This window comes from Candidatus Eisenbacteria bacterium, assembly GCA_035712145.1.
Classification (GTDB): domain Bacteria; phylum Eisenbacteria; class RBG-16-71-46; order RBG-16-71-46; family RBG-16-71-46; genus DASTBI01.
Map to the genome: position 1 here is coordinate 35,759 of DASTBI010000031.1, position 8,644 is coordinate 44,402.

At 68.9% G+C, this 8,644-nt stretch carries 3 protein-coding genes; all 3 read left to right on the forward strand.

The annotated features are described in order from the left end of the window. Positions 1-4: 4 nt before the first annotated feature. Complete coding sequence (locus VFQ05_01755) at positions 5-1,507, forward strand: DUF4403 family protein (GenBank protein ID HET9325475.1); 1,503 nt, start codon at positions 5-7, stop codon at positions 1,505-1,507. An 88-nt stretch (positions 1,508-1,595) separates the two neighbouring features. Next, on the forward strand, positions 1,596-6,455 hold the full coding sequence (locus VFQ05_01760; GenBank protein HET9325476.1) for a translocation/assembly module TamB domain-containing protein: 4,860 nt from the start codon (positions 1,596-1,598) through the stop codon (positions 6,453-6,455). Continuing rightward, positions 6,445-8,644, forward strand: a 2,200-nt coding sequence (locus tag VFQ05_01765) for a BamA/TamA family outer membrane protein (GenBank protein ID HET9325477.1), incomplete at its 3' end; no start/stop codon positions are given. The genes VFQ05_01760 and VFQ05_01765, both read left to right, overlap by 11 nt.

Here is an 8,644-nt window from a genome sequence, read left to right on the forward strand (position 1 = left end):
ATTCGTGACTCGTCCCTCCGGCAGGCTGCTGATCGCGCTCGTGGTGGTCCTGGCCGGGGCGGCCGTCTGGCTCTACGTGCGCCGCACCACGATCACCCTCGATGCGCCCGAGCCGGTCATCGCTCCCGAGACGGCCGACAGCCTGCCCGAGCTGCCGTCTTCGATGCTGGAGGCGCCGGTGACCTACGACCTGGCGACCGCGATCGACTCGATCGAGGCGGCGGTGCCGCGAACCTACGGGGATCTGGATCAACGGATCCAGCTCGCGCGCAATCGGCGGGTCAGCTTCAGCTTTCGGCTCAAACGCTCACCCTTTCGCCTGAACGTCACCCAGCAGACGGTGACCATCTCGGCCAACATCGAGTACTCGGGAAGGATCTGGTACGACCCGCCGATCGGACCCGAGATCGAGGTCTCGTGCGGCACCGACCACGAGCTGCCGCGGCGCGCGCGTCTCACGGTCGAGTCGACGGGTGAGCTTTCGCGCCAGTGGGGCCTGCGCACGCGAACGCACGTGGTTCGTCTCACGGCTCTCTCGGACAGCGCGCGCGACCGCTGCCGCCTGTCCTTTCTGAGGCTCGATGTCACCGACCGGGTGCTCGAGACCACTCGCGTGCTGCTCGAGGAGAAGCTGGCGGCCTTCGACGAGACGGTCGCGCGCTGGCCGGTGAGAAAGCGGTTCGAGAAGATCTGGGGTGATCTGCAGAAACCCGTGCGCCTCGCCGACAGCGTGTACCTCACCATCAATCCCTCCGAGGCGCAGGTCGGGAAGATCGGCGCGATCGGCGAGACGGCGTACGCGAACCTCCGGCTCGTCGCCGCCCCACGTGTGATGACCGGGCCTCGGCCCACGCTCGAGAAAGTTCCCCTGCCGGACCTTCGCATGGCGAACGACGTCGGGCGCGGCGCGCGCGTCCTTCTCGACGCTTCCTTCACCTATCCGGTGGCCACGGCCATGCTGCGCAAGGCCCTGGTCGGACGCAGGCTCGAGCATCAGGGTCATCGCATCCGCATCCGTGACGTGCGGCTCATGGGAATCGGCGGGGGAAAGGTCGCGTTGCGCGTGCAGATCTCCGGAGCGGTTCGCGGCCGTCTCTTCTTCACCGGAACGCCGGGCTACGATCCGGGCACGCGACAGATCACCGTGCCCGATCTCGATTACGACGTCGGCACGGCCGAGATCCTCGTCCGCGGTTACGAGCTGCTGAGCGACATCCAGCTGCGCGATTTCCTGCGCGCCAAGGCGCGCCTGCCGGATTCGGCGGTGGTGCGCAAGCTCTCGCGGCTCGCGGAAGACGGAATGAATCGCAAGCTTCCGGCGCGCGGCACGCGCCTGAGCGGTCGCATCCACCAGGCCAGGGTGATCGCGGTGCACGCGACGGCGTCGGACATCCGTGTGCGCGCACTGGCCGACGCGGACCTCACCCTCTCGATCGATCGCGCGCCTTCGATTCCGCGGCCTCCGGGGCCCGTCGGCAAGGAACGCGAGGACGAGAAGGATTTCTGAGGCGTGCCCGCCGCCCATGAGCTAGGGAAGCTATACTGAACCCAATCGTGAACTTACCCTCGCAGAGCTGTCGCGGAGGGGCGCTGGCGTGACCCAGGGTAGCGTCGATCCCGACTCGGCCGACCCGACCTCCATTCGAGCGAAGTCCCCGCGGTGGCGCTGGACCCGCTGGCTGCTCCGCGCCGTCCTGCTGATCAGCGGGCTGCTCGTGGTCCTCTTCGTCGCGATGGGCCAGCCGCCGATCGCGACCGCGGTCGTGAAGGCCGTCCTGGCTCGAGTCCATCCGCTGCCGGGCTCGTCCCTCGGCGTGACGGAAGTGCGCGGAGACTGGTGGACCTCCCTCGAGATCCGTGGCCTCCGGCTCACCCGGGGCGACACCTTGATCGCCGGGGTCGAATTCCTGCGCGCCCGCTACGGTCTAGCTTCGCTGCTGACCGGCGAGCTGCGGGTCCGCGACCTGGACGTCGAGGGTCTGGTGTTGACTCCCGACCTCTGGAGCGGCCCACCCAAGGCTCCGCGCCGCAAGCCCGCGCGACCTCCACTCACGCTCGCGCGCCTTCTGCGAGGGCGCTTCTATGATGGGCCCGCCTTCCGCATCGACCAGCTGACGCTTCGAGGCGTTCTCCGGACTCTGGCCGCGCGGGAGTCCTCGCTCACCACGCTTTCGCTCGATGGGCGTCGGATTCGCATGGGCCGCGCGTTCTCGTTCGCCATCGACTCCTTGCGTGCGCGGCGTCAATCGCCTGGGTCCGGGATCGAGCTCGATCTCAGGGCGCAGCTCGAGGACGGCCGATTCGAAGCGCCGCTGCTTCGATTCCGCGGCGATTCCAGCGCGGTCGATGGCCACGCGCTGATGACGGTCGATCGCGCGGACTCGCTCAGGGAAGCCCGACTGGTCCTCGACGCCCGTCCTCTCGACCTGCACGATCTCGCGCCCTTGCTCCCGCGGCTGAATTTGGGAGGCGCGCTGGTCGCGGACATCGATCTTCGAGGAACGCGTCGTGATCGGCTTTCGGGAACGGTCGCCGCCGCGACGGATGGGTTCCACGTCGGGGCGTGGGCCTTCGAGGACTCGCGTCTGAGCGCGACGCTGAGCGACGGGCGCTCCGAGACGTCCCTCTCCGGATCGTTCGCCGGTGCGCGTATCGACGTCCGCGGATGGATTCGCCCCTTCGATCTCGCGCCGACGTACGACCTCCAGGTCGCCTCGGATCGCCTGCCGGCTGGAGTCCCGGGTGCAGCCGGATGGAACGCATTCGCCGAGCGTGCCTCGAGCCGGGTGGCGCTCCGTGTCCAGGGAACGGGGTACGCGCGACCGGTCGCGGAGGTCCAGGGAGGCACCGCGGGCGAGATCGGCCGGCTCGACATCGACGGCCGCATCGATCTCACACGCGGGCTCTCCTGGTCCGTTCGGCGTTTACGGTTCGCCGGACTGGACGTGGCGCGGATGACGGGTCGATCCGGGCGAAGCTCGGTGAGCGGCACGCTGACGACCACGGCCCGGGAAGCCACCGGCGCCTCGCGTCGCCTGACCGCCGATCTCGACATCGGCCCATCGACCTACGGTGCGTGGCGGATCGACCGCGGCCGCGCGCGCGCGACCATCGATGGCGCGAGCGTCGGCGCTTCGCTCGAGCTCGTCACGCAGGCCGGATCCCTGGACGTGGACTCGCTGACCGGACGGTGGGAGGAGGGCGGCGTCTTCCGGCTGATCGGCGCGCGCTTCCGTGATCTCGATCTCGAGAAGGTCACCGCCAGCCCCGCGCACTCGAGCCGGCTCACGGGGAGAGTGAGCGGGCGCTTCCACGGCCTCCGCGCGCTGATGAAGCCGCCCTCGCCTCTGCAGGCGCTGCGAGATGGGCGCGCCTCGGGAGAAGCGCGTGTCGATCTCGAGCCTTCGCGGTGGAGGCGGCAGAACATCGGCAAGGGATCGGTGGCGTTGACTCTGTCCGGCGGCGTCGTGCGCTTCCAGGGGAGCGTCGACTCCGACGCCGGAGTGGTCGACCTGGCCGGCCGCGCGCGACCGTTCGATGCCACGCCTGGCTACTGGCTGGAGCGGGGGCGCTTCTCGGACCTCGATCTCGCCGGCTGGACCGGATCCAAGGCGCTGCGGTCGCGTCTGACCGGAAGCGTGACCGCGAGCGGGCGCCCGGGAGGAAGCCCGGGCGCGACCGGAACGTGGCAGGCTCGGCTCCGGCTCGACCGTTCGAGCTTGGGTCAGGCGACCCTCGCGGCGGGGGACCTCACAGGATCGTGGTCGGAGGGTCTCGCGCGCCTGGACGGCATGGTGCTCGTGGGAGAAGACACGGTGTCCGCCCGTGGCGAAATGCTCGCGCGCAATGAGGATCCACGCGGCCACGCCGAGCTGTCGATTCCGCTGGCCGTGCTCGCCGCATGGGCGGGAGACACCGCGAGAGCCACCGGGAGCGTGACCGCGCGGGCCCGTTTCATCGGACTTGCGCCGCGGACCGCCACGCTCGACGGCATGGTCGTCGGGCAGGGCACGATCGGCCTGGCTCGGCTCGACTCCTTGTTCGCGGGCTTTCATCTGCGTCAGGGAACCCTTGCTCTCGACACGCTGATCGCGCGCTCGAACGTGGCGGTGGCGGCGGGATCGGGCCACATCGCGCTCTTCGACTCGACGGCCGACTCGCGGCTCCGCGTGACGCTGCGCGTCAACGACCTGGCGCCGATTCGCCGGCTGGTGGGCGCGGACACGGCGGCGGTGGACACCGCGACCGTGGACCTGCAGATCTTCGCGTCCCGCGGCGTGCGGCGCTTCGACCTCAGGAGCTCGCTCCGCTCTCTCGCCTGGAATCAGGCCCGGCTCCAGCGCGCGCACGGCTCTGTCTCGGGTGAGCTGGATGCCGGATGGCGCCCTCTCCGAACGCGCGGGGAGGCATCGCTGGGCCGGCTCAGGGGAGTCGGGCTGGTGGTGAACGACGCGGTCGCGCGCGTCGAGATCGATCCTTCAGGGACGCGCTTCGACCTGACCGGAACAGGCGACGAGCGACATCGTCTTCGCCTGATCGGGAGCTCGCTCACCGACTCCCTCGGCCAGCACCTGGCGCTCGACAAGCTCGACATCCGGGCGGATTCCGCTTCATGGGCGCTCGCTCGTCCAGCCGCGATCGATCTGGGATCCGATCGCTTCGACGTCAGGTCCTTCGAGCTCCGATCCGCCACCGGACGGATCTCGGCGCGAGGCGTCGTCGACCGCCGTGGCCAGCAGGACTTCCAGCTCGATCTCGAAAACGTAGGCCTCGACGTCGTCTCCACGTGGCTCGGCCGTCCCGGCCTCAGCGGCGTCTTGAACGCCCACGTCGCGCTGGAGGGCGCCGCCACCGCTCCGCGCGGGAGCGGAAGCCTGGAACTGCGGTTGCTCAGCGACGACCGGCCTGCCGGCAGGATCCGCTCCAGGCTCGCGTGGGACGGAACCAGGCTCGGCTTCGGTGGCGGCTTCGCCACCCCACAGGGCGACTCGATGGTCTGGACCGGTGACCTGCCGCTGGCGTTGTCGCTGGCAGTGTCCGATTCGGCGCATGCGGTTCGCGTCGCCGAAGGCGACGTCGACGTGCGGCTCGCCGCCCAGCGCTTCCCGCTCGCCGCGTTCTCGGCTCTGGTGGATCCACGAACCGTCGGCGATCTCGAGGGAACACTCGACCTGGATGTGCGGCTGAAGGGCACGAGCCGCGCCGTCTCGGGACAAGGCCGCGTCGACGTCACTGGAGCAGCGGTGCCGTTGCCGGGGCTCGGGGTGACGTACGAGGACATCGATATCCACGGCGCGTTCCAGGGCGACCGCCTGGTCGTGAATCGGGCCCATGCAACGTCGTCCAAAGGATCGCTCGACGCCACGGGGAGTCTGCGTTTCATCGGCGTGACACGCGTCGAGCCGAACCTTCGCATCGACAGCCGCAAGTTCGTCTTCGTCGAGTCCACGGACCTGCGCGCGGTCGCTTCCGGCAAGATCGATCTCACCGGAACCCTGACGAGCCCGCTCGTGAAGGGAAACGTCACCATCGAGAACTCCAACGTCTACCTCGAGCCGGCGGAAGAGGGTGCTATGGAGGCCGCCGCCGCCGTGCAGCTCACGGAGGCCGACTTGCGGATGCTCGAGGAGACGTTCGGCGACGTGAAGACCTCGGCCCCCAACGCGGCGCTGCAGCTCTACGACGCCTCCGACCTGGATCTCGCCATCCGTCTCGAGCGCAACAATTGGGTGCGCCAGCGGGCGCGGCCCAAGCTCGCGGTGGCGCTCACCGGGGATGTCCGCCTCAGGAAGGCGCCGCACGGCGAGCCGCAGCTCTTCGGCCGCATCGAGCCGCTGCCGAACCGCGGCTACGTCGAGCAGTTTGCGCGCAGCTTCGACATCAAAGGCGGGGAGGTGCTCCTCAATGGATCCATGAAGGACCACCGCTTGGATCTGCAGGCCCAGTACAAGCCGCCCACCGGCTCCGAATCCGACGATGACGAGACCGTCATCAACCTCGACGTCGAGGGAACTCCCGAGAAGCCGAGGCTCATCCTCTCGTCGGAGCCCGCGATGTCGGAGGTGGAGATCATCTCGTTCATCGCCACCGGACAGTCACCCGACAAGCCGGCGACGAGCGACCAGAGCGCGTCCCTCGCCAAGGACATCGGGCTCTCCCAGGTGACGGGCTTCGCCGAAGAAGCCGCGCAGGAGGCGATCGGCCTGGACGTGCTGCAGGTGCGATTCGACGCGCTCCAGGGAGCCACTCTGGTCGCCGGTCGCTACCTGGACAACCAGCTCTACGTCGGCTTCCGGCAGCCGCTCCAGTACAAGGAGTCGGGGACTCCGGAGGCCGGCGTCACCAACAAGACCAGCTTCGAGGTCGAGTACGCCCTCTACCGGTGGCTGCTCCTCAACCTCCAGGGCGAGACCTCGAAGGTCCGCTCCTTCTTCCGGGTGCGCCATGCCTACTAGGCGTTCGTGCGCGCTCATCAGCGTGCTGATCGTCCTCGGCTTCGTGGCGCCGGCGAGCGCACAGGTGCGGGTGGACGGCGCGACCGAGGTGCGCTCGCTCCAGTTCTCGGGAGTGAAAGCGCTGAACGAGCACCGGCTCGAGAAGGTGCTCCAGACGCGGGCGCGAGGCCCGGCCTATGGTCTGCGAAGAGCGCTCGGAAAGCTGCCGCTGGTTCCCGATCCCGCGACTCATCCATTCAGCCCCCTGACGCTGCAGGAAGATGTTGTCCGGCTGCGCGGGGCCTACGCGGCCTCCGGCTTCTTCCACACGGGCGTCCGCTACGACGTCCGGCGTGACGACGCGAAGAACCTTCTCGACATCACTTTCCTGATCGACGAAGGCCCGCCCACGCTCGTCGCCGACGTGGTGGTGAAGGCGCGGGACAGCCTCGCGACGTTGCCGGTCCCCGAGGGTGAACAGAGCTCGTGGGATGGCGCGCAGCGCGCGGCCTTCAAGCAGCGAGGCGGGCGGCTGGTGGTCGACGATGCACGCAAGGCTCGGGACAAGCTCGAGAAGTGGTGGCGCAACCGCGGCTTTCCGCGCGCGGAAGTGGCGACGGCGCTTGGCGTCGACAGCACGGGATCCCGGGCATGGCTCACGTATCGCGTGGCGCCCGGCTCGTTCGCACGCTTCGGCGACCTGAAGGTCGAGGGAGCCGAGACGATTTCGGACGTCACGGTGGGCAAGATGGTGCCCATTCATCGCGGCGACCCCTACTCGGAGAGCGCGCTCGAGCAGGCAGCCCTCGATCTGCAGAAGCTCGACATCGTGCGCGTGGCCAAGGTGGACGTCCCGGCACTCGGGCCGGCCGACTCCACCTTCGAGTCTGCGACCCCGGCTTCCGCACCAGCCGCCGAGCCGGTGGACCCGGTGCTGCCGCCTCGCGTGCGGATCACCGAAGGCGATCGTCGGCTGATCGGGGGTGATGTCGGCTACGTCACGGACGCGGGCTTCACCACCGAGGCGCGCTGGTCCCACCGCAACTTCTGGGGCGGCGGCCGCTCGCTGACACTCACCGGCATCGCGCAGACCGGCTGGCTGGCCCTGGTCGACGATCCCGATATCCGCTACCGGCTCTCGCTTTCACTCAAACAGCCCGCCTTCGGCCATCGTCACGTCTCCGGAATCGTCAGCCCCTTCGTGGAGCACCGCGACGACAGCCAGGACCTTTCGACCCAGATCGGGCTCAACACCACGCTGATCTATCAGCGGAGGGCGTTGAATTCCGTGTCGCTCGACTATCAGGTCGCGCGACGCGAGGTGAAGCAGTACCGCTTCGGAGACCTCGCTTCCGGCGATATCGACTTGTTCACGTTCCTCGTGCACGTCGCGCAGGGCCTGGTCGATTCGCTCGGCTCCCACGTGAACAGCAGCACCGTCACGTTGTCCGGCACGTACGGCATGCTCGACGACCCCGCCAATCCGCGTCAGGGAGCCATCGCGCGTCCGGCGTTCCAGGTGACGGCCCCCACGTCGATCTCGAGCACGGCGTACTGGCGCATCGACGCCTCGGCCAACGGCTTCGTTCCGCTCGGGCGCTCGATCGTGATCGCCACTCGCGCCCGGTTCGGGCAGCTGTTTCCCTTCGGAAAGAGCGTTCCCGGGCCGGGGGAGGACCCGCGAGCCAAGTTCCTCCAGCTTCACGACGCGGCCTTCACGGCCGGCGGAACCGGCGACGTGCGCGGCTGGGAGAACCGCCTGCTCGGACCCAAGGTCCCCGACGTGCGCTTCAATACGGTCGGGGATTCGCTGGTGCCGTTCACCGAAGGGTACGACCCCTACGGCGGTCTGGCTCGGGCGACGTTCTCGATCGAGGCGCGCATGCCGGTGCCACGGCTCGGACCGAGCTTCGGATCGGTGCTCTTCCTCGACGGCGGCCGCGTCTGGACCAGCGACGAGAGGTTCGGACTTCGCGACGATCCCAACGGACAGGACGAGCTGTTCTTCGCCGCAGGCGGAGGATTCACGCTTCGCACGCCGGTCGGGCCCATCGAAGTCAGCGCGGGTTACAAGCTGAACCCGTCGGTCACGGATCTCGTGGATGCGCAGGACGCTCTGGCCGGAGCCCAGGCCGGGATTCCCCTCGAGAGCCTGCCCCGTCACAGCAACCGGCGGTGGCAATTCCATCTCGCGATCGGCACCAGCTACT